The organism is Paenibacillus sp. JT22N15, from assembly GCF_059383755.1.
Genome location: NZ_JBXENV010000002.1, coordinates 199,004 through 219,731, shown reverse-complemented (window position 1 = coordinate 219,731; position 20,728 = coordinate 199,004). Strand labels below are relative to the sequence as shown.

18 protein-coding genes and 1 pseudogene are annotated in these 20,728 nt (G+C 51.0%); 10 read left to right on the top strand and 9 right to left on the bottom strand.

The window, feature by feature from the left end; genetic code table 11:
• Positions 1-22: 22 nt before the first annotated feature.
• On the bottom strand, positions 23-1,075 hold the full coding sequence (locus AC50X8_RS04605) for a peptidoglycan DD-metalloendopeptidase family protein (protein WP_494864690.1): 1,053 nt from the start codon (positions 1,073-1,075) through the stop codon (positions 23-25).
• Positions 1,076-1,295: 220 nt separating this feature from the next.
• Here AC50X8_RS04605 and AC50X8_RS04600 point away from each other — a divergent pair, with 220 nt between their 5' ends.
• The 4 genes from AC50X8_RS04600 (at position 1,296) to AC50X8_RS04585 (ending at position 6,655) form a co-directional block, all read left to right on the top strand.
• On the top strand, positions 1,296-2,051 hold the full coding sequence (locus tag AC50X8_RS04600; RefSeq protein ID WP_494879065.1) for a response regulator transcription factor: 756 nt from the start codon (positions 1,296-1,298) through the stop codon (positions 2,049-2,051).
• Positions 2,048-3,847, top strand: a complete 1,800-nt coding sequence (locus AC50X8_RS04595; RefSeq protein WP_494878855.1) for a sensor histidine kinase — start codon at positions 2,048-2,050, stop codon at positions 3,845-3,847. Before AC50X8_RS04600 ends, AC50X8_RS04595 begins: the two co-directional genes overlap by 4 nt.
• 506 nt (positions 3,848-4,353) lie before the next feature.
• Entirely contained in the window at positions 4,354-5,613 is a 1,260-nt protein-coding gene (locus AC50X8_RS04590) for a Glu/Leu/Phe/Val family dehydrogenase (RefSeq protein ID WP_056032926.1), read from the top strand.
• A 64-nt stretch (positions 5,614-5,677) separates the two neighbouring features.
• Complete coding sequence (locus AC50X8_RS04585; protein WP_056031197.1) at positions 5,678-6,655, top strand: diaminopimelate dehydrogenase; 978 nt, start codon at positions 5,678-5,680, stop codon at positions 6,653-6,655.
• A gap of 149 nt (positions 6,656-6,804) precedes the next feature.
• On the opposite strand, the gene AC50X8_RS04580 is transcribed toward AC50X8_RS04585, so the two are convergent.
• The 5 genes from AC50X8_RS04580 to AC50X8_RS04560 form a co-directional block, all read right to left on the bottom strand.
• Positions 6,805-7,275, bottom strand: a complete 471-nt coding sequence (locus AC50X8_RS04580; RefSeq protein ID WP_494878854.1) for a hypothetical protein — start codon at positions 7,273-7,275, stop codon at positions 6,805-6,807.
• 21 nt (positions 7,276-7,296) lie between these two features.
• Positions 7,297-8,094 (bottom strand): HAD family hydrolase, encoded by a 798-nt coding sequence (locus AC50X8_RS04575; protein ID WP_327204899.1) that lies wholly within the window; start codon positions 8,092-8,094, stop codon positions 7,297-7,299.
• 43 nt (positions 8,095-8,137) lie between these two features.
• Positions 8,138-8,896: a sulfotransferase family protein gene (locus tag AC50X8_RS04570; RefSeq protein ID WP_494878853.1), complete on the bottom strand. Its 759-nt coding sequence runs from the start codon at positions 8,894-8,896 to the stop codon at positions 8,138-8,140.
• Between the two features lie 50 nt (positions 8,897-8,946).
• Positions 8,947-9,549, bottom strand: a complete 603-nt coding sequence (gene cysC, locus AC50X8_RS04565; RefSeq protein WP_056031190.1) for an adenylyl-sulfate kinase — start codon at positions 9,547-9,549, stop codon at positions 8,947-8,949.
• Between the two features lie 207 nt (positions 9,550-9,756).
• Positions 9,757-10,491, bottom strand: coding sequence for an SDR family oxidoreductase (locus AC50X8_RS04560; RefSeq protein WP_494878852.1), 735 nt, complete (start codon positions 10,489-10,491; stop codon positions 9,757-9,759).
• Between the two features lie 201 nt (positions 10,492-10,692).
• Between AC50X8_RS04560 and AC50X8_RS04555 the strand changes: the two are divergent.
• Positions 10,693-11,013: pseudogene (locus AC50X8_RS04555) on the top strand (winged helix-turn-helix transcriptional regulator); the annotation flags it as partial.
• A 97-nt stretch (positions 11,014-11,110) separates the two neighbouring features.
• Positions 11,111-12,049 (top strand): aldo/keto reductase family protein, encoded by a 939-nt coding sequence (locus AC50X8_RS04550; RefSeq protein ID WP_056031186.1) that lies wholly within the window; start codon positions 11,111-11,113, stop codon positions 12,047-12,049.
• A 325-nt stretch (positions 12,050-12,374) separates the two neighbouring features.
• Here AC50X8_RS04550 and AC50X8_RS04545 read toward each other — a convergent pair whose 3' ends face one another.
• Positions 12,375-12,539, bottom strand: a complete 165-nt coding sequence (locus tag AC50X8_RS04545) for a hypothetical protein (protein WP_155972839.1) — start codon at positions 12,537-12,539, stop codon at positions 12,375-12,377.
• 129 nt (positions 12,540-12,668) lie between these two features.
• Between AC50X8_RS04545 and AC50X8_RS04540 the strand changes: the two genes are divergently transcribed.
• The 3 genes from AC50X8_RS04540 (at position 12,669) to AC50X8_RS04530 (ending at position 16,539) form a co-directional block, all read left to right on the top strand.
• Positions 12,669-13,712 carry an NAD(P)/FAD-dependent oxidoreductase gene (locus AC50X8_RS04540; protein ID WP_099517287.1) on the top strand — a complete coding sequence of 348 codons (1,044 nt, stop codon included), beginning with the start codon at positions 12,669-12,671 and terminating at the stop codon, positions 13,710-13,712.
• A gap of 37 nt (positions 13,713-13,749) precedes the next feature.
• Positions 13,750-15,405: a helix-turn-helix domain-containing protein gene (locus AC50X8_RS04535; protein ID WP_494878851.1), complete on the top strand. Its 1,656-nt coding sequence runs from the start codon at positions 13,750-13,752 to the stop codon at positions 15,403-15,405.
• A gap of 99 nt (positions 15,406-15,504) precedes the next feature.
• Complete coding sequence (locus AC50X8_RS04530; protein ID WP_494879064.1) at positions 15,505-16,539, top strand: ABC transporter substrate-binding protein; 1,035 nt, start codon at positions 15,505-15,507, stop codon at positions 16,537-16,539.
• Between the two features lie 91 nt (positions 16,540-16,630).
• Here the strand turns inward: AC50X8_RS04530 and AC50X8_RS04525 are convergent, their stop codons facing one another.
• Positions 16,631-17,644 carry an ABC transporter substrate-binding protein gene (locus tag AC50X8_RS04525; protein ID WP_494878850.1) on the bottom strand — a complete coding sequence of 338 codons (1,014 nt, stop codon included), beginning with the start codon at positions 17,642-17,644 and terminating at the stop codon, positions 16,631-16,633.
• A 119-nt stretch (positions 17,645-17,763) separates the two neighbouring features.
• Positions 17,764-19,395: a helix-turn-helix domain-containing protein gene (locus AC50X8_RS04520; protein ID WP_494878849.1), complete on the bottom strand. Its 1,632-nt coding sequence runs from the start codon at positions 19,393-19,395 to the stop codon at positions 17,764-17,766.
• A 144-nt stretch (positions 19,396-19,539) separates the two neighbouring features.
• On the opposite strand from AC50X8_RS04520, the gene AC50X8_RS04515 reads away from it, so the two are divergent.
• Positions 19,540-20,514: a helix-turn-helix transcriptional regulator gene (locus AC50X8_RS04515; RefSeq protein ID WP_494864715.1), complete on the top strand. Its 975-nt coding sequence runs from the start codon at positions 19,540-19,542 to the stop codon at positions 20,512-20,514.
• The last annotated feature ends 214 nt before the right edge of the window (positions 20,515-20,728 follow it).

Sequence of the window (20,728 nt, the reverse complement as noted above, 5' to 3'; positions counted from 1 at the left end):
GCAGCTGTTTGCTTATGTTGTCTTATTCTGCGGAGCCAATTGTTTCCCCCTGCACAGGCTTAATGCCGCCTTCCCATTTCACTGCAATCGCTGATGAGGTGAACAAATCCTTACCGTCAGACAGCTGAAAATGCAGATGGGCCTCGCTGGAGTTGCCGGAATTGCCCGTCTGTCCAAGGACATCGCCTTTGCTGACTTTGTCGCCTGGCTTTACAACTGCTGAACCTTTTTTCATATGGGCGAGATAGCTGTATTCTCCTCCATGATCGATGACAACCACATTGCCGGCAGGCGCCTTTTCATTCATAACGCCAACGGGCTCGTTATCGGCAATATCGTTAACAACCGATACGACTGTGCCGTCCGCAGGGGCAATAATATCTTGGCCAAAGGCGAAGTAGCTTTCATTTTTCAAAGGATCGCCTTCATAGGAAAAACCGTCCTTCGCCTGCACAAAATCATAGGCGTAACGCTGGCTCTCATATTCATAGTGATAATTGATTAACGCATTGTTTCCGCCCCAAATGACAAGCCATTCCCCGCGAAATGGCAGGCTGTAGCTATTTTTGGTCAGGATGCTGTCTGTTTCCGTTGCAGGGGAGAGCTCCTTCACTTGAAGCCCAATAATCGTGCCTTCCGCATCAAAAATGCCGACAATTCCCTTAGTTCCGGAATCGCTCACCCATGTGCGCTGTTCAACGCCGCTTTTGTTCAAAATGGAGGACTTTTCGAGCGACTTCACGCCGCTCATAAACGACTCCGCCATTTTTAGAAAATCAGCCTCGCTAACCTGCTCCTTAAACGGAGCGCTAAAGCGCTCATAAATCCCTTTATAATTGCCTGCAAGCAGCGCCTCTGGCAATTGCTCCGGCGTTATCAGCGCTTCACTTGGGTTCGTTGTCGACTCTGCCGCAGTTGGCGAGCTTGAAGCTTCACTGGTTGCTCCGCTATTGTTCGTCGCTGCGGTATCTCCACCCCCACAGGCGGTTAAAATTACGGCTAGCGTTCCGACAGCAGCAGCTATTTTAACCGAGGTGCTGGCTTGTTTGATCATTATAAATGATGGTTTCTTCATTCCGATCTCTCCTCTATATTCCTATAGTCTATAACCCTATACTAGCAAGCCACACTTAGCTGTACTGAAACAGCAGCTTAACGTTGTCTTAACTTTCAGCAGCAGACTGGTTTAACGAATTAAGCTTCCGTTAAGACGGCATAGCGTATTTAATCAAAGCTATCATGCTATGATGGAGAAATAGTGCAATATAGCATTGAATTTGAAAGGAGGCGGCGTAGTGGAAAATGCAGCGATTTTGCTTGTGGACGATGAACAGGCGCTGCTGGAGCTGTTGCAGACGGTGCTGCACAAGGAAGGTTATACGAATATTGACAGCGTCGGCACAGGAGAAGCGGCGATTGCTGCCTGTACGGCGAAAAAATATGATTTAATCGTCTTGGATGTGATGCTGCCGGGGCGCAGCGGAATCGAGGTATGTCCGTTTATCCGGCAAACGACAGATGCTCCGATTTTATTTTTGAGCGCGCGCACTTCCGATTTCGACAAGCTGACCGGCTTTGCCATCGGAGGTGACGATTATATTGCGAAGCCCTTTAATCCGCTTGAGGTAGTTGCGCGTATCAGGGCGCAGCTGCGGCGGTATTTTGGCGCGTCTACTCCAGTCAATGGCGGCAGTGCGGCGGAGATGGAGCGGGGACCTGCCAGCCCTATTTTTGATTATGGACGATTTAAGGTGGATGAAGCAGCGGGCGAGCTGACGGTGGAAGGGCAAGCGGTAGCCTGTCCGGCACTCGTGTTTCAGCTGCTATTGTTTCTATGTAAAAACCCGAACCGGATTTTCAGCAAAAGCGAGCTGTACGAGAAGGTTTGGGGCGACGACGCCTTCAGCGACGATAATACCGTGATGGTTCATATTCACCGGATTCGGGAACGAATTGAGGCTGATCCTTCTAATCCGAAGTTTATCGTCAATGTGAGAGGGCTTGGCTACAAGCTCGTTCAAGGGCCGCTGTGGGAGAATGGCACGCGATGAATATGCGGCGGCAATTGACGTTGAGATTTGTCCTTCAGCTGGGGATAGCGGGCACAATCGTATTGCTTATGTCTGCTGTAACGGTAGTCTGGATGCTGCAAAAGTTTAACGAAATTAGCATTACGCGTGATTTTGCCAGCGTTGGGCTGGAGAGACTAGTTGAATCGTCGGAGCTTGGACCAGAGGGGATTCGCTTTGATCCCAGCCTGCTGAAGCAGGTGAAGGAAAATGGCGGCTGGCTGCAAAGTCTGGATGAGCTCGGACAGGTGGAAAGCTCCTATAATACGCCTGCGGATGTTCCCAAGCAATATGGACCGGGCGAGCTGGTCGCTTATTGGACAGGGAAGCAGCCGTTTGCTTACCATTTGGCCGTATGGATTCAACAGAAGAACGGTAGGCTGTACACGCTCGTTTATGGCGCGCCTAATTATATGAAGCCGATACTAACGCAGGTGAACGAAGGCGGATTTACCGCTCAAGGCGGTCAGCTTTTAATTCCTGATGCGATGGGAACCGAGCTGAAGAAAGGCCAAGTGTTCGTGCAACTGCTGGATCAGACAGGTACGGAGCTTGCTTCCTATAATAAGCCGGACGCCATTCCGGTGCAATATACCGTTCAGGAGCTGGTGCTTCGGACGCTCTACTCCGACAGATACGGCTATCTCATTCAATCTTCCTACAATGAACAGACGAAGCAGACCTGGATTGTTGGGCAAAAAAATACGGGAACAGGGGCCGCGGGCAAGAAACCGCTCATTCCGGCCGAAGCGCAAATTGTCATCATTGGCGTCGTTGCGATGTTCGCCGCGATGCTGATCCTGTTCTTGCTGCTGTCGCTATGGCAAGCGCGGCGGTTTGGCGCTCCTTTGCTGCATATGCTGGTATGGCTGGATGCCATCGGCAATGCCGTTTACCAAGAGCCGCTGGATCGCAAGGGTTTGCCGCGCAGCCGGATGCCTTCTGGCAAATGGCGGCGGCGATACCGTGTTTTCGCCGATGTCATATTATCCATTGATAAGCTGTCTGCTGCTTTGCAGCGCGAGCAGGAAATGCGGAAGCAGACGGAAAGCTTGCGGGAGGAATGGATTGCGGGCGTGACCCATGATTTGAAGACGCCATTGTCCTCCATTACGGGCTATGCTCATCTGCTCGTGGAGCCCAAATATGATTGGTCACAGGCGGATGTGCGCAAATTTTCAGCAACGATGCTGGAAAAATCGGCTCATATGGACATGCTGATCAGCGACCTGGCGATGACCTATCGGTTAAAGACGGGGATTTTGCCGCCCGAGATCGAGGAAGTGGAATTGAATGGCTGGCTGCGGGACACGCTGCAGCTGGCGGCAGATGATCCCCTGTTTGGCAAAGGTCGAATCCGGTTCCAAGCATCTGCTCAGAAAGCTGTATGGGTTCAGCTCTATACCCCGTGGCTGGAGCGTGTCGTTAACAATATTGCTGCAAATGCGCTTCTGCATAATGCGCCGGATACTGTATTAACCGTCTCGTTGATCGCTTCGGAGGAGAAGAAGCGTGATAGTGTGACGATTGAATTTGCCGACAATGGTGGCGGAATGGACGAGAGCACGCTGAATCGGCTGTTTGAACGGTATTATCGCGGCACGGATACCGCCTCCACACCGAATGGCTCGGGCCTTGGGATGGCGATTGCCAAGGGGCTGACAGAAGCGATGGGCGGCAAAATCACGGTCGTGACTACTCTGGGGCAAGGCACGATCATTCGGCTCATTTGGAGAAATACGATAGTAAGGACAGATGCGGCTGGAGCCTCCGAGTAGAGGAGCTTTAGAGGAGAAAATGCCCTTTTTGCTTCCTTCCGGTTTGGGGGAAGGTTGGAATGGTGCAAGGCTGGATGCATAAAGCTTCCAGCCTTTCTTTTTTAGTCGAGTGATGCTTTTGTTATATTTTATAGTTTTTTTGCGTAATGAAGAATGCCATGAAATCAACGAAATAAGCTTTTGATTTGCCGAGGAAGAAAAAAAGAATGGCACAAAACCTGACTTGTTTTTTATTTTCGCGCTTAAAACGGAGTTTTGACACAAAATCTCGGATTTATATATCAACTGATGTCATATGTCACTTCTTATAACTTTTAAAGAAAACTAATGTGACAATGGACGAATTGAATATTTTTTTGCATTTTTATCAAGAAAATTCTTTTAATATGCAGATGAAAAAGGTAAAATGAAAAAAACTCATTGTCGGTGCAGTTCGATAGTGCGCGGTCGCGGTAAAGCGGCAGTTTTCAAGCAGACCAATTTAGAGTGAAGGAATGATTTCGAAAATGACAGTCGTTGTTGCAGAAGAAACATTAAACCCTTATAAAATTGCCCAGCAGCAAATCGATACGGCGGTTGCCCATCTGAAGCTGCCTGAGCATGTGACTCAAATTTTGAAGCATCCGATGCGCGTGTTGTCCGTTAACTTCCCGGTTCGTATGGATGATGGTACTGTACAGGTTTTTGAAGGCTACCGCTCCCAGCACAATGATGCGATTGGGCCGACTAAAGGCGGCATTCGTTTCCACCCGGACGTTACGCTTGATGAAGTTAAAGCATTGTCGATGTGGATGAGCTTCAAATGTGGCGTTGTTGGCTTGCCTTACGGCGGCGGCAAAGGCGGCGTTATCTGTGATCCTCGCAAAATGAGCAAAGGCGAGCTGGAACGCGTAAGCCGCGCATTTATGGAAGCTATTGCCGACTTTGTTGGACCGGATAAAGATATTCCTGCACCAGACGTGTATACGACGCCGCAAATTATGGGCTGGATGATGGACACGTACAGCAAGATGAAAGGCAGATATTCCCCAGGTGTCATTACGGGCAAACCGCTTATTATCGGTGGCTCGAAAGGTCGTAATGAAGCGACAGCTCAAGGCTGTGTTTATACGATTTTGGCGGCGCTCCAAGATAAGCATCTTCCGGTACAAAATGCGACTGCAGCTATTCAAGGCTTCGGCAACGCAGGAAGAATCGCAGCTCGTCTGCTTAGCGAAGCAGGCTGCAAAATCGTGGCGATCAGCGATTCGCGCGGTGGCATTTACGATCCAAACGGATTGGACATCGATCAAATTTCCGATCTTAAGGACAATGCATCCATTTTGGACTACGGCGAATCCTTCGTCATTTCCAACGAAGCTTTGCTTGAGCTGGATGTTGACATCTTGGTACCAGCTGCGCTGGAAAATGTAATTACAGCTGCAAATGCAGACCGCATTCAAGCGAAAATCATCGCTGAAGCAGCCAATGGCCCAACGACGCCAGAAGCAGACCGCGTTCTGTTCCAGAAGGGCATCGTCGTTATTCCTGACGTCCTTGCAAATGCAGGCGGCGTTACGGTATCCTATTTTGAATGGGTACAAAACCTGATGAACTACTACTGGAGCGAGGCTGAAGTGCTTGAGAAGCTGGAAACAAACATGATCCAGTCTTACGTGGCTGTTCGTGATTTGGCGAAAGAGCACAGCACTGATCTTCGTACAGCGGCTTATATGATTTCCATCAAGCGTATTGCTGCAGCGATGGAAGCAAGAGGCTGGGTGTAGAACGACCTTTAATTACGGATCGGCTTGCAATCATTTTTACAATCAATAAAAGGTGGCGATACACATGGCTGAACAAATTCGCATTGGCATTGTAGGTTACGGCAACTTGGGCCGCGGCGTGGAGCTTGCCATCAAACAAAGTCCGGATCTGCGTCTGGATGCTATCTTTACCCGCAGAAATCCAGATTCCATTCCGTCTGAGACGAAAGCATATTCCATTGAAGACGCAGAAAAATTCACTGGCGACATTGACGTTATGATTTTGTGCGGCGGCTCGGCAACAGACCTGCCGGAGCAGGGTCCTGCTTTTGCCCGTCTGTTCCACACCGTCGACAGCTTTGATACGCATGCCCGCATTCCTGAATATTTTGAGCAGGTAGATGCAGCTGCGAAAGCAAGCGGCAAAATCAGCGTCATTTCCACAGGCTGGGATCCAGGCTTGTTCTCCCTTAGCCGTCTGCTGGCGGAAGCGATTTTGCCGGAGGGCAAGGAGTACACGTTCTGGGGCAAAGGGGTAAGCCAAGGCCACTCCGATGCGATTCGCCGTGTCAATGGCGTCAAGAATGGCGTGCAATATACGATTCCTGTTGAAGAAGCGGTCAATCGTGTGCGGAGCGGGGAAAATCCTGTGCTCACAACGCGTGAGAAGCATCTTAGAGAATGTTATATCGTAGCAGAAGAAGGCGCAAATCAAGAAGCGATTGCCGATGAAATCCGCAATATGCCGAACTATTTTGCCGACTATGATACGGTTGTGCATTTTGTAGACGAAGCGACGCTGAAAGCAGAGCATTCCGCAATGCCGCATGGCGGCACGGTACTGCGCAGCGGCAAAACCGGAACGAACAGTACGCAAATTATTGAATTTGGTCTTACGCTGGACAGCAACCCTGAGTTCACAGCAAGCGTGCTTGTCGCTTATGCGAGAGCAGCCTACAAGCTTGCTCAAGAAGGTGGAGCTGGCGCGAAAACCGTCTTTGATATTCCGTTCGGCCTTCTGTCGCCGAAATCCGCAGCACAGCTGCGTAAGGAATTGCTGTAATTCGTTCCACATCAAGCTAGCTTGCATTTTTTTGCTAGTTGCTATTAAAGAAAAAAAGCCGTCCTTCAGCAGTTCATTCTGCTAAGGGACGGCTTCTTTTTTTGCTGTATTGGCATGGAACAGCTAAATCGGCACTATTTGAGCAGGCATTACTTCGAATTGCATATAACGCATCCGTGACAAGTAAGATAGATGCCATGCTTCCCGCATTGCGGATACCCTGGTGGAATCGTCGGCCAATCGTCTCCTTCTTCAACGAGAGACCAATCCTCATAATGAGTGGCATCGACATCCTCGGGTCGAAAGGCGGAAACCATCCGGGCAAACCGCTCTAGCGTGCTTTTGATATAGTCCAGGTTCGGCTCGTAGCTCAGTTTGCTCCAGCCTAAACGCGCCAGCGCTCCGTCTACAACCCGAAGCAGAAACTGCTGATTGGATGAAAAATCATCCGGGTCCCACGGCAGCTCATCGAGGCTAAAGCCGACGGTTCCAATGCCGACTATGTTTTGATCGCGCTGAGCCAACCAAATGACAAACTCTTTCTCGCGGTTCGTTTGTGCAAGCGCCGATCCACTAAGCGCAATAACATCCACAAATACAGAGGTGAAAATATTGGACATGTGAATTTCTTCATCGTGTAACTATTCAGGCAAAACGCCCATTTTCACCAGCTGCTCCTGCAAATCCGTATAGCCAGACATTATGTAGGCGGGAGCGTGCTCGGTTAACGGCTGCACTTGGCGGTGGTTGAACCAAATGGAGATCCAGCCTGCTTGCAGGGCGCCTACTACATCATTATTCCAAGAGTCGCCGATGTAGATGCTATTCTCGGGCAGTGTGCCTGTACGCTCATTCACCAGCTTGAAAATCCGCGGGTCGGGCTTGTCCCAGCCGACTTCGCCGGAAATGAACTGACGGTCACGCGGAATCAAATCGTCGATATCCATCGCTTCGATTTTGCGGCGCTGATGGGCGCCAGCTCCATTGGTAATGAGGCCAACGATATACCCGGCTTTTACAAGCCGCTCAAGCATGGCTTTTGCCCCCGGAAACATTATGATGTCGTATTGGCAGCCAATGTAGGCAGCCTGCATCGCTGCGGCCTGCTCGTCCGTGAGCACTACATCGAACTCGCCTAGCGCCAGCTGGAAGCGGCGCGTCCGCATCAGCTCCGTCGCAGCCCCAGCCTCCAGTGCGCCAGCGCCGCCCATTTGCTCAGACAGCACATCGCTGTAATGCCGCATGCGGCGATAGGCTGCTTCATAGGGGAAGGCTTCGCCGAGCTGAAGCACTTCTTGTACCGCTTTAGTGAATGGGGGCAAATGGTCATATAGCGTATCATCCACATCGAAAAAAATGCCTTTTACAACGGGAGCTGCGGAATGTTTTTCTGGTGCAGCGTCATATGCGAATCTATTTGTTAAGCGGTTATCCTTCACGGCGAGTTCTCTCCCATTTTCGTCTATTTCATCGTTAGTTGCTCTAATAGTAACCCAATTCGTCCTCGCCTTGCCAGCAGCAATTGCGTTTATACAGGCGCAGCTCCTCTCGGGTGGCGTGCGAAAGCGCATAAATTTTTTTCAGCAGAAGCTGGCGGGCTAAATAATACAGCTCAACATCACTGGCATTTTTGCGAAGAATGAGGTCGATCATATCGCTTGTCAGTTCTGTTTTCGGCGGGCGGTTTTCATTGGCGTTTTTTTTTGAATAGACTTTCGGCTCCCAGCCCATTGTTTTCATAAACAAAAATTGCGATTCCGCATAAAGCTCAGTAATGCCAGCAAAAGAAATGTGCTGCTCCAAATTCCTGATGGCCAAGTTCAAATTGGGGGTCGTGCTGCCCAGCTCTCCGCTCAGAAAACGGGTTTGTACATTGACATATTCGGGATCGAAATACGGATTATTCAAAAACTCCTCGAACGTAAGATAAGGATTGTAGTTATCGGGATAACGCTTATTTTTGTATTTAAAATAAAAGAAGGAGGCGATCTGCTCCACCGGATCACGCAGCATCGTTACATATTGGCAGGGGCGGGCGGTGGTATAGTGGAGGCCGAAGGGGAGGTGGCCGCATAGCGCATCGGCCTGTTTGAGGGTTTGACGCAGCAAACCGGGTTTATCCGCTACCTGAAAATAGTAAACCGCAATCGGGCAATGCTCGACAATCGCCTGCGTGAAGGAGGTTCCCCCGGTTTTCGGAATGTGTACATACAGCAGCAATGGCTCCTTGGATGTTTTCATGATGCTGCACCTCGCCTCATTTGTAAAAAAGTAGTTGGTGCCAAAGCCGCTTACAAGCAGCCGTTGTCTCTTAAATAATCTAAAATGAAGCGGACAGATTCCTTAGGCGTATGCTTGTCGCTTGCGATCATTATTTCAGGATGCCCTGGCGCTTCGTAAACGGAGGAAATGCCTGTGAAATCATGGATTTTACCGGCACGTGCTTTTTTGTACAGGCCCTTCGGGTCCCGGCGCTCACATTCTGCAAGCGGGCATTTGACATAAATCTCAATAAACTCGTCCTCGGAAAAAAAGGATCTGACCCGCTCGCGATCGGCCCGGTAGGGGGAGATGGCAGCGACCAGCACGATCAATCCGGCATCGGCGAACAGCCGGGCGGCTTCGCCAATGCGGCGGACATTTTCCCTGCGGTCCTGCTGGCTGAAGCCGAGCCCTTGATTTAAGCCAAGCCGAAGATTGTCCCCATCCAAAACATAGCTGTGCATATGGCGCTTAAACAGCTCATGCTCTACTTCGAAAGCCAAAGTCGATTTGCCAGAGCTGGGCAATCCGGTAAACCATAGCACGCAGCTTTTATGCCCGTTCAGCTGATGCCGCTCGTCCTTGCTTACTTTGGGCAAGTGCCGCTCATTAGGGGGCGTTTCATGTTTCATATTTCCACTTCGCTTCCGGAGGGCGCTACGGTCCTTTTTGTACTAAAATATGTTGCGCTGTGACAAGCGTTCGTACAAAAACACAAAATCAGGCACAGTGGCCTGTGCCTGATTTTATGGAGACGGTACTGCCCGTTTATGCCGGCCATATTGCTTTGCTGGACAGGTGACGCTGAGTTCTCCTTCATCTCGATTGAACCTGCAGCGCTAGCGCAGCAAATAGCCGCCGTCGGGATGCAAGGTCGTTCCTGTCGTGTAGCTGTTCGTCATTAAATAGACAACCGTATGGGCGGCTTCTGCCGCTTCCCCAACTCGGCCCAGCACATTCATATTCGTGTAAGCATCATAGGAGGCATCGCGGGTTGCCTGCTCGGCGCCCTCCCAATTAAATGCCGTATAAATCGTGCCCGGCGAGATGACATTGGCTCTTATTTTCTTCGGTGCGAGCTCGACAGCTAGCGCCTTCCCCAAGCTTTCAATCGCGCCGTTGCAGGCGGCATAAGACGCGCCATCCGCGAGCGGCCGCTGGCTGAATGCGCCTGACATGAGCACGACAGAGCCGTCTGAGTGAATATAAGGGAGAGCGTATTTCACCGCATAATATTGCGGCCAGAACTTCGCCTTGAAGCAGCTTTCCGCTGTCGCTTCATCTGAAGTGATCGGCCCCCGCACATACGAGGCTCCCGGAGTGAACAAGTGGTCGAAGCTGCCGATTTTCTTGAAAAAGAGTTCCAGCTGGCTGTTGTCGCGATTATCCAGCGCATGCGTCTCCACCTTGTCAGAGCTAAGCGTCTGACGGGCTGCTGCCAGCTTCGCTTCGGATCGTCCGGCAATGACGACGGACGCCCCTTGATCAAGTGCCTGCTGGGCCGTCGCCAGGCCAATTCCCGAGCTGCCGCCAATAATGACGACGCGTTTATTTTTCAAAGATAGAATAGTCATAGGTAAGCCTCCTGATTTTCATCGATGGGCGAATTTCGCCATTACCGCTATTATTGAAGAGATCATAAGCGCTGCCAAGTACGCAGTTTTTTCGTACATAGTCCGTAGTTTCGTACCATCAGCAAGCGCGCGGAGGTTAGGCGGCAGGTGTGCAGAATTGGCATTTAGCTGGTATGATGGTAGAGAGAGGAGTAGACTGGGATGAATTTACAAGAGCCGAGATTGGCAGGAGTTATTGCAACGCTGGAAGTAATCGGAGGCAAATGGAAGCCGCTCATCCTGTTTATTTTACTCGTAGAAGGTACGAAACGGTTTGGCGAGCTGCGGCGGTTAATTCCCGATGTGTCGCAAGGAACGCTTGCGAAGCAGCTTCGTGAGCTGGAGGAAGACGGGCTTGTGCAGCGCGAAATATTTCAGGAGATCCCGCCCCGTGTGGAGTACAGTCTGACCGAGCATGGGCTTAGCGTGTCGGCAGTTCTGGACAGCATGTGCGGCTGGGGCAGGAAGCATGCCCGGTTTGTGCAAGAGCTTGAAACCAATAAGGCCACGGATTCCCAGCCAGCGGCATCAGCCGAGGTGAAAGGGAGTACGGACCGGACGTATGAGGAGATGAGTTCAAATGCAATTTCGTAATTTAGGAAAAAGCGGTTTGAAAGTCAGCGAGATCAGTCTGGGAAGCTGGTTGACATATGGGGGTTACGTGGAGCGGGAAAACGCCGTCAAAGCGATTGAGACCGCCTATGGCTTAGGCATTAATTTTTTTGATACCGCCAATGTGTATGAGCGGGGCGAGGCCGAGAAGGTGATGGGCGAAACGCTGCGTGCGTATCCCCGGGAATCCTACGTGCTCGCAACGAAAGTGTTTGGCAAAATGGGCGATGGTCCGAATGACCAAGGGCTGTCCCGCAAGCATATTACGGAGCAGTGCCATGCCAGCCTGAAGCGTCTGGGCGCCGACTATATTGATCTTTATTACTGCCACCGCCATGATCCGAATACGCCGATGGAGGAGACGCTGCGCGCATTGGACGATTTGGTTCGCCAAGGAAAAGTGCTGTACGTCGGCATCAGCGAATGGACAGCGGCGCAGATGGCGGAAGCGCATGCGATTGCCGATCGTTATTTGCTGGACCGCATTATAGCCAATCAGCCGATCTATAATATGTTTAACCGATATATTGAGAAGGAAGTCATCCCTTTTGGGGAGCGTGGCGGTATTGGCCAAGTGGTATTCTCGCCGCTGGCGCAAGGCTTGTTGACGGGCAAATACAGCTCGGCAAGTGAGCTTCCGGCGGACAGCCGGGCAGCAAAGCTTGAGAACATGCGTAAAAATGTGACCGACGAGAAAATCGCCAAGGTGCAGCAGCTGGGCAAAATCGCTGCGGAGCTAGAGCTGTCGGTTGGACAGCTGGCGCTGGCCTGGATTTTGCGCCAGCCGAATGTGTCCAGTGCGCTTGTGGGAGCCAGCCGTCCGGAGCAGGTCGAAGAAAATGCCAAAGCGGCGGGTGTAGAGCTTAGCGCTGACGTTTTGGAGCGAATCGAGGAAATATTGGCTTAATAAGTGATTGAAATTAGTGAGCGTAAATAGAGCTGGCCGCTTGGGGGTTATTCCTCAAGCGGCTGTTTCATTTGGAAAGAATCCATATTTTCATTTTTTATAAAATAACGCGGTTAGAGGGGGAGAAATAATTGTTCCAAAAAAAATGAAATATAAAGCAACAATAAGGAAGAATCGACTTCCTCCGAAGTGAATCTTATATGCACTGTTTTCATCGAATGCTGCACGGCTGGAGAATTGCATCTGGATGTGATGGTTGCTGAGATCACCCTGTTTAGGATGCTCTTACCATTTTGTGAGGACTGGCGTTCCGCTATTCTGGCTTTTATCCCGAGTTTAGGCCGTAAGCGGACAGGAAATCCGTTATCGTCTGCATGAACCCGTCAAAATGGCCATTTACAGCGCAATAGCGGCTCCTGTGTCCGCAGCCTGTGCCATAACCCGTGATTTTGTTGAAATAGCTGCTGCTGTGTCCGCCAACAGACAACATGGACAGCCTTTTATTAGATTTGTATAAACGATTGTTCTATTTTGTCCATTGCTCTTTACTGGAATAGAAGGCTACAATGAATAATATAGTGAGAATGAATATCAAATTCAAGATCTGGGAGGAACAAGCGTGTCAGAACAGCTGGAATTATACGATGTTACGATTATTGGCGGTGGTCCAGCAGGACTATATGCTGCTTTCTATAGCGGGATGAGGGACATGAAGACGAAGGTGATTGATGCTCAGGAAGAGCTGGGCGGACGGATGCTGATTTACCCGGAAAAAATGATTTGGGATGTAGGGGGCGTCACCCCGATTTTATGTGAGAAGCTTATTGGACAGCTCAAGCAGCAGTCGCAAACCTTTGACCCGACCATTGAGCTTGGGCAGCAAATTCGCAATTTGACGAGGCTTGAGGACGGGACGTATATGCTTGAAGCATCTACGGGAGAAAAGCATTGGACGCGTACCGTTATTTTGGCGATTGGCCGGGGCATCTTGAAGATGGCAAAGCTGGAGCTGGAAGGCGCCGAGCGCTACGAAGTATCCAATTTGCATTATACGGTGCAGGAGCTGGAGCCGTTTCGAGGCAAGCGGGTGCTTATTTCCGGCGGCGGCAACTCGGCTGTCGACTGGGCGAATGAGCTGGAGCCGATTGCGGCGCAGGTGACGGTCATTCATCGCCGGGAGTATTTTGGCGGCCATGAGAAAAACGTCATCAAGATGAAAACCTCCTCCTGCGACGTCCGCACGCCATGGGAGGTCACGCAGCTGTACAGCGGCGACGGATCGACGATCAGTAAGGTAACGGTGAGACACTTGGAGACGGAGGAAACAGAGCAGCTGGAGGTAGATGCTGTCATCGTCAACCACGGGCTGAAGTCTGATTTCAGCGGCATTAGAGATTGGGGCATCGGCATGGATGAGTGGTGCGTATACGTCACTCCGAAGCTGGAGACGAATTTGCCAGGCATTTTCGCCGCAGGCGACTTTGCTTCTTATGACAGCAAGCTGAACCTGATTGCCGGAGCATTTACGGATGCCGCGCTAGCGGTCAACAGTGCCAAGCTTTTCATAGACCCGAAGGCGGATGGTGTTGCTTACGTATCCTCGCATAATTCCCGCTTTAAGGAGAAAAATCTAGCCCTCGGCGTTAAAGAAGAAGATGCTTAATGAAGGAAAGAAGATTAGCTTAGATAGGATGTGAAAAATGATGCTGCTCTCTTCGGCAAATGCTGGCCTGCCTAAGGCCCAGCATAGCTTCTATATGCCTGTGCGGCTGCGGGAGCTTCAGCAGGGCCTGGATGAAAAACATCAGGAAGAAGCGGCTCCTCTCTACCGTATGCTCATCGTGTGGGGCGGAGAGGGCGCGCTTTACATTCATAACTATTATCATGAGCTGTCCCGTGGCAGCGTATGGCTTAGCGGCCCTTCGCTGCCTAAGCTTCAGATAGAGGCGCATACGGAATTGCGAGGCATTTTGCTGGAATACAGCTGTATGCCAGCTGCTGGTGAAACAGGAGCGGGGCTGGAGCATCCGGCTCCGCTGCAGCGCTGCCCGGCGGTCATCCTGCGGCTTGCGAGCGAGCTGGCGAATGTGTGGAATCAATGTGATCCCCATTCGCCTTTTCGCGTTCAGCAGCTTTTTACGCAGCTGCTTGCCGAACTGCACCGGGAGCTGGCAAGCCGGCAAAAGCCGGCCAGCTCATGGCTGGAGCAAGCAGAAGCTTATATCGAGCAGCATTTCAGCGAGGATATAACGCGGGAGCAGATGGCGAGCCGCGCGGGGGTCAGCCCAGAGCATTTTTCGCGAATGTTCCGCAAGCATACGGGCCGGACATTCAATGCCCATTTGACGCTGCTGCGTATTCGCAGCGCACAGCAGCGCTTGCTGGCCGGAACGGCCCTTGATCTCGGCACGCTGGCGCAGGAGGTTGGCTACAAGGAGGGCGTTTATCTCAGCCGCAAATTTAAGGAAGGCATCGGCTTGTCGCCGACGGCTTATTTGCGCAAAAACAAACGGCTCGTTTCGCTGAATTTGAACCATACCGCGAGCCTAATGGCGCTCGGCATTATTCCGGAGCTCGGCGTATATACGCCCTGGCTGGAAGGGATGCGAGGAGGCTTGCAGTCGGGGAGGCACCAAAGCCAAAGCCAGAGCCAGAGCGGGAGTGGGAGCTTCAATCCGTATGGGCATACGCCGCAGACGTTTTACGAGGCGATTGCAGCAGCTAAGCCGGATATCATCATCAACTATAGCGGGGCTGAGGAAAACAGGAGGCTGCTGCCGCTTGCTCCCGTTATCGAGCTGCCTTTTCAGACGATGAGCTGGCGCGAGCAATTTTTGCTGATTGCTGGCATTGTAGATCGCAGACAGCAGGCGGAGAACTGGCTGGCGCAATACGATGAGCAGATCTACATCATTAACCGCCAGCTTGACCGAGAGCTGGGCAGCAGAGGTACGGCAATCGTCTGGGAAATTGGCCGCAATACAGCCTATTGCTTCAGCAGCAGCTTTGGAAGAGGCAGTCAGGTGCTTTATGATGACATGGGCTTTCGCCTTCCGGCAAAGCTGGTGGAGCAAAATATTTCCGCCAAGGGCTTTATTGAAACAGGCATTGAGCTGCTGGCTGCTTATCCGGCGGATCATATTTTTATAACAGGACCGCCAACTAACCCTGACGACAAGCAGCGGCTGCGGCGTTTATTCCAATCGTCAGGCTGGAGAAAGCTGGACGCTGTACAGGGAAACCGCGTACATGTGCTGAAGGAGAAGGGGCAGTTTTACGGGTATGACCCGTTGTCCTCGCAGGCGCAGCTGCAGGAGCTGATAGGCTTGCTGGCACCGCATCACAAATTTGCATAGTGCCGGATCATTTTAAGGCATAGTCATTTGCTCGCTTACACGTTAAAGTGTAAATGAGAATGATTATCGACATAAAATGAGGGGGATTTACACGTGTTTTTGAAAAATCAAAGCCAAAATCATAAGCGCCGCATGGCTGCTATGCTGGTTATGCTGCTGCTATGCGTAAGCATCTTTACCGCATGCGGTACAGCAGATTCGAACGAGACTGGCAAGGCGAATGCTGGGAGTGAAGCGACAGCGCAGGCATCCAGCGAAGCAAGCGATGGCGGAGCGGCAGAAGCAACACCAGAGGCTAGCGCTGATCCTAATGCAGTCAGAACGATATCTACCGTAAATGGCGATATTGAAATTCCGGCTCAGCCGAAGCGCATCGTGGCTGAAGAGTACCTCGGCAGCTTGATTGCCCTTGACGTTGTGCCAATCGGGGCGCCGGGATTAACGCTGAAAAACTATTATTTTAAAGAGGCGCTTACCGGCGTTGAAGATACGGGGGAATATGGCAAGCCGTCTGCAGAGAAAATTGCAGCTCTTGCTCCCGATTTGATTATTACGGGCAATGGAGAAAGCTACGAGCTGCTCAGCAAAATTGCGCCTACCCTCTTTATTCCGTATGGCGATCTCAAAAATGCTCATGAAGAGCTGACGTATTTCGGGAAGGTGCTGGGCAAAGAGCAAGAGGCGAAGACATGGCTGGAGGAATTTGACCGTCGCATTGCTGAAGCGAAGGCGAAGGTTGATGCGGCCATTCCAGCAGACGCGACCTTTTCCATTTTTGAGCATATGGAGAAGTCGACCTATGCCTACGGAGATAATTTTGGACGTGGGGGCCAGCCGGTGTATCAGGCGCTTGGACGCAAGCCGCCAACCGAAATAGCAGACGTCATTATGGAGAAGCAGTGGGCCGAGCTGTCAGCAGAGATTGTTCCGCAATATGCTGGGGATTATATTATCATGACCTCGAACGACTGGACACAGGCTGATTTTGAGGCTGATCCGATTTGGAGCAACCTTCCGGCAGTGAAAAATGGCAAGCTGTATGTATGGCCGGAGGAGCGTTCATGGTACTACGATCCGCTCGCGGTTCTGGCTCAGACTGAGGAGCTTGCGGAATGGCTTACTAAAGGCAATTAAACATTAACTGCATTAAGCATCCAAAATGAAAAGCCGCCGAAGCGATCTCGGCGGCTTTATTTAATTCTCGAACACTTGCTGGCATACAGGCTTACTCTTGCTTGGCTTGCTCCGTCAGCATTTTTACAATTTCCTGAATTTGCAGCTTCAAGGACACGGGATCATTTCCCCAGAACAATTCTGGATCGAGATTGAACACATGGTTATTTTTAACCGCATCCAGCGATTTCCATAGTCCTTGGTTGCTTCCCCACACCTCGGAAAGCATGTCTCCCTGGTCGAGAAAAATATAATCGCCTGCGTAGTCTTCAATGACCTCGTAGGAAATTTGGCGATAGGCTTCCTTGCCGATCATTTCCTGCTTTTGCTTGTCAGGGGGAGTCAGCTTCAAGTGTGTATAAATCGCCTCGCCGCCGCGATAGCCGCCATCTCCATAAATGTAGAAGCCGCTGTCTACGACGAAAACGCCCATGAGCGAGAAGGTATCTTCAGGTTTAATCATATTAGCAAGCTTCGCCCGTTCTTGTCCAACAAGCTGGTCAAATTCAGCGAGCCACTGCTCGGCATCCGCCTCTTTGCCGACAGCAGAGGCAAGGAAACGCAGCGTCTCATGGATATCGGTGTACGTGCTGAAGGGCAAAGCAACCGTCGGGGCGATTTTGTCATATTGCTCCAAAATTTTCTCGTCGCCGGTCCACGTTACGATGATATCGGGCTTCAAATCGAGTATTTTCTCAAGGTTGCGTTCGCCCGTGCTTTCGATGCCGTCAATTTGGTCTTGGATAACTTTGTTCTCAAGCTCCCATGAGGTGGAGCCGACAGGCTTAATGCCCATGACAAGCATCTCCGGCAAATAGCCGTCTGTTACGATACGCTGCGGATTAATGGGCACCTCAACGTCTCCCCGAAGCGTCTTTACGATGCGGGTCGTTGCTTCTGGAGAAGCTTCGGCCTCCACAGCTGCTGAAGGAGAAGGCGATGGCGAGTCCGAGGCAACGGCATTGCCGCTGCTATTGCTGCCGCCTGCCGAGTTTCCGCAAGCAGCGAGCGATAGTGCAAGTAGAAGCAAGGCAAACATTTTCGTAACTTTATGTAGCTGATACATATAATCCTCCGATAAAATAATAATGATTATCATTCGCGATGATAATTCTATTATAACGGCAGCGGAAGAGAAAGGTCGATGTGATAAAGTTGGATATTTGGCTGGGAAAATTGTTGGATTTACCCGTCTGTTGTTGAACCTTCAGCTGCATCGGATAGTAGAAGCTTCACCATTATATCTAGCTGCTTCTCTAGCGACACTCCATCGTCCATCCAAAACTCATTCAGCTTCAGCAGATAGATTTTATGGCCCTGCTCCTTCACGAGCTGCTGCCAAAAGCTGCGTTCCATGAGTTTGCCTCTTACAGCCTCAGTGTCATCTGCTGGCACTATCAGAAACATATGCTTGGCGGCATAAGGCAGCAAATGCTGTTCCCGCAAGGCCAGATGGCTGTTCGCCTCAATCACTTCCTTCTGGATAGCAGCGGGAGGCGTTAGCCCGAGCAGCTTATAAAGGATGAAGGCGGAACGAACAGGCGGATGAAGAATCATCCATGAATCATCATATCTTAGCTCATATAAGCCGAACGTATCATCAGGAGCTAAAAGCTGCGCTAGCCGCTGCTTCGCCGCTGCTCCTTGCTGCTGCAAGCCGGCTATCCAATTTTCCGCCTCCGCTGTACGCCCAAGCAGCCTGCCTATCATTCGCACCTCCTCCAGCTTATCCATCTCGCCCCACGGCAGCATAATGACAGGAGCGATATGTTCAAGCGCCTTAAGCATATGAGGCATGTTGTAATGGTAGGTAGGCGCAATAATTAAATCAGGCGCCAGCGCTCGAAGCTCCTCGACCTGCTCGATGTCTGCCAGCTCCATGATGCCTTGCAGCCGGCCATGCAGCAGCGACGAAGAGCGGAGCACCTCGCGCGGTGCGGCCAGCGGCTCAATGCCGACAGCAAGCAGAGCTCCAAGAAACTGCATGCCCACAATGCGCGTTGCATGCTTCCTGCTGCGGAAGCTGCTGGGTGACAGATGAGTGATTTTTTGGAACGTCTTGCCCAAATAGGAGCCGTCCGCAAAGCCGGTTTTATAAGCGATTTCCTGCATTTTATCGTTGGTGAGCAGCAGCAGCAGCTTGGCCTCGTCAATGCGCAGCCGGTATACATATTCGGCGAAGCTCCAGCCGGTTTCCTTGCGGAACAGCGAGGAGAAATAGCTTTCGTTGAAGCCGGCCATTTTCGCCAAATAAGCACGGCTGAGCGGCGAGCGGTAATGCTGCTTCATATAAGCAAGCACCTGATGAATAGGCTTATCCTTTTTCAAATAATGGTTGCTGTACAAATCGCGGGAAAAAAGCAAATCCAGCAGCTCATGCAGCATGAAATGCAGCCTTGGCGTATTTTGAATAGACCCTGTCAGCTTAACCACCTGCAGCAGCTCATGCAGCAGGCCCGCAGCCTGGCGCGGAAATTCGAGCAGCTGCCCGTGTTCTGGCAACTGCTCGCTGCTTAGCTCATAGACCAGCCGGCTTTTTCCACGCTCCGTTATTCGGTAGCTGTTGAACGAAATGCCGTAGATGGGCTGGAATGGCTTGCCATCCGTGCTTCTGAGATGCAGATTATTTTCTGCTTGCCGCAGCAAAATCGCTTGCCCTTTCTCTACTGGATAAGTATTGCTATCCGACCCGACAACGATTGCTTCCGTTGGAACGATAATCGCCGGGAAAGTCGTAAAGGCAAGGACGGACGGGCTCGTCGTCCCGTTATCTGCAAGCAAGGAGGCTCCAAGCAGCTCATAGGTAATGGGGTTCATCGTTAATCACCTGTTATTTTTATTTGCTACCCAGTCTATCATTGCTGAATAAAGAGTACAATTCACATTAATGCTTTTCATTCCGGCTCGATACTGATACAATTTTAATTGAAAACGTTTCTCAATAAAGGTGGGTAAATAAGGATGAAACATACGTTGGAAGCCCAACATATCGAATCTTTATATAATGAATGGATTGGTGTAGAGCTAGGCGTTCCGGTGGAGCAGCTTGCAGATACGGTTAAGCTTCCTGAGCAATGGGGAGACGGCTATTTGCAGCGCACGCGCCTGCGGCCGGGCATGGAGCTGCATACGATTGATGTGAAGCTGCATGAAAATCATATTTTTTATATTGACGTGCAGTATCCGCATTTGGAAATTTCATTAACGCAGCATGGCAATGGCTGTTGGACGATTGAGGGCAGGCGAGGGGAGCGGGCGATGGGCTCGGGCGGGACGCAAATGATCTATTTGCACGATACGCGCATCCATTTCGAGCAATTGCATTCGGATCGGTTGGCCCATATGGAGCTGCGAATCGATTTTAGAATATGGAAGCATCTATTCTCGTATTTCCCTTGGCAGGCTGGCGATACGTTTTATTGCGAGCAGCAGCAGCTGACACCGGAAATTAAGCAGGTGTTCGATCAATTGAAGAATTGCCCGTATACCGGCCCTATTCGGCAGCATTATTTGGAGGGCAAAGCGTTTGAGCTGATTGCCTTGTTCTGGTACGGGCTGGAGCAGAAGAGCGAGCTGGAATCCGCCGCTTCGCGCTTAAAGACAGCCGATGTGGAGCGGCTTCATCTGGCGAAAAACATTTTATACCACAACCGCACCAATCCGCCGGGCTTGCTGGAGCTGGCGCGCCAGACGGGACTGAATGATTTTAAGCTCAAGGCAGGCTTTAAAGAGCTGTTTGGCACAACCGTGTTCGGCTATATTCGCGAGGAGCGGATGAGGGAAGCGAAGCTGCTGCTGGAGCAGGGGAGAATGAATGTCAGTGAAGCGGCGATTATGGTAGGGTATACGAATATGAGCCATTTTGCCTCGTTGTTCCGCAAAACGTTTGGGGTTAATCCAAGCGAATATGCCAGGCAGCAGAGCCGCTCGATGTGAGTGGCAACCCGCTTGAAAAGTATAGGAGAGCCGGAGCCACGGCGACGTTAACGTTAGAAATGACGATAACGCCGCCACGGCTCCGGCTTTTTCTCATATAAAATGGCTGCTAAGCGGCTGCATCTCCGTCCACCGTCAGGAATAATCCGTCCAGAGGTAGCTGATATTCATTAATGATGATAATGTTTCTCAATAGTAGTGTCATAAGGGGAGG

What these genes read in the sequence shown, in the direction of transcription:
- AC50X8_RS04580 (WP_494878854.1), bottom strand. Translation starts at nt 7,275, where the DNA reads ATGTCCAATATTTTCACCTCTGTATTTGTGGATGTTATTGCGCTTAGT.
- AC50X8_RS04535 (WP_494878851.1), top strand. Translation starts at nt 13,750, where the DNA reads ATGATGCTGCTCTCTTCGGCAAATGCTGGCCTGCCTAAGGCCCAGCAT.
- AC50X8_RS04525 (WP_494878850.1), bottom strand. Translation starts at nt 17,644, where the DNA reads ATGTATCAGCTACATAAAGTTACGAAAATGTTTGCCTTGCTTCTACTT.
- AC50X8_RS04520 (WP_494878849.1), bottom strand. Translation starts at nt 19,395, where the DNA reads ATGAACCCCATTACCTATGAGCTGCTTGGAGCCTCCTTGCTTGCAGAT.
- AC50X8_RS04515 (WP_494864715.1), top strand. Translation starts at nt 19,540, where the DNA reads ATGAAACATACGTTGGAAGCCCAACATATCGAATCTTTATATAATGAA.
- AC50X8_RS04560 (WP_494878852.1), bottom strand. Translation starts at nt 10,491, where the DNA reads ATGACTATTCTATCTTTGAAAAATAAACGCGTCGTCATTATTGGCGGC.
- AC50X8_RS04590 (WP_056032926.1), top strand. Translation starts at nt 4,354, where the DNA reads ATGACAGTCGTTGTTGCAGAAGAAACATTAAACCCTTATAAAATTGCC.
- AC50X8_RS04550 (WP_056031186.1), top strand. Translation starts at nt 11,111, where the DNA reads ATGCAATTTCGTAATTTAGGAAAAAGCGGTTTGAAAGTCAGCGAGATC.
- AC50X8_RS04595 (WP_494878855.1), top strand. Translation starts at nt 2,048, where the DNA reads ATGAATATGCGGCGGCAATTGACGTTGAGATTTGTCCTTCAGCTGGGG.
- AC50X8_RS04585 (WP_056031197.1), top strand. Translation starts at nt 5,678, where the DNA reads ATGGCTGAACAAATTCGCATTGGCATTGTAGGTTACGGCAACTTGGGC.
- AC50X8_RS04545 (WP_155972839.1), bottom strand. Translation starts at nt 12,539, where the DNA reads ATGTTGTCTGTTGGCGGACACAGCAGCAGCTATTTCAACAAAATCACG.
- AC50X8_RS04605 (WP_494864690.1), bottom strand. Translation starts at nt 1,075, where the DNA reads ATGAAGAAACCATCATTTATAATGATCAAACAAGCCAGCACCTCGGTT.
- AC50X8_RS04570 (WP_494878853.1), bottom strand. Translation starts at nt 8,896, where the DNA reads ATGAAAACATCCAAGGAGCCATTGCTGCTGTATGTACACATTCCGAAA.
- cysC (WP_056031190.1), bottom strand. Translation starts at nt 9,549, where the DNA reads ATGAAACATGAAACGCCCCCTAATGAGCGGCACTTGCCCAAAGTAAGC.